This window comes from Rahnella sp. RFA10(1/100) (assembly GCF_004195115.1).
Taxonomy (GTDB): domain Bacteria; phylum Pseudomonadota; class Gammaproteobacteria; order Enterobacterales; family Enterobacteriaceae; genus Rahnella; species Rahnella perminowiae.
Window position 1 is genome coordinate 1 of sequence record NZ_SEWR01000037.1, and the last position, 277, is coordinate 277.

Annotated in this window: 1 rRNA gene; it reads left to right on the forward strand. The window is 53.8% G+C overall.

Annotated features, from left to right (window positions below):
• Positions 1–197 precede the first annotated feature (197 nt).
• Positions 198–277, forward strand: a 5S ribosomal RNA gene (gene rrf / locus ETV65_RS24830); the annotation flags it as partial.

The window sequence follows — 277 nt, forward strand, 5'->3', positions numbered from 1 at the left end:
TGTGTAAGTGCAGCGATGCATTGAGCTAACCAGTACTAATGACCCGAGAGGCTTAACCTTACAACACCCAAGGTGTTTTTGATTTGAGAGACAGGCTCGAGAGAGTAGATTTTCAGCGGAATGTTCCGGGATTGGTTCGTATGGCGGCGCGGGGTGAGCAACCCTGATGCGCTGCGGTACGGATAAAACAGAATTTGCCTGGCGGCACTAGCGCGGTGGTCCCACCTGACCCCATGCCGAACTCAGAAGTGAAACGCCGTAGCGCCGATGGTAGTGT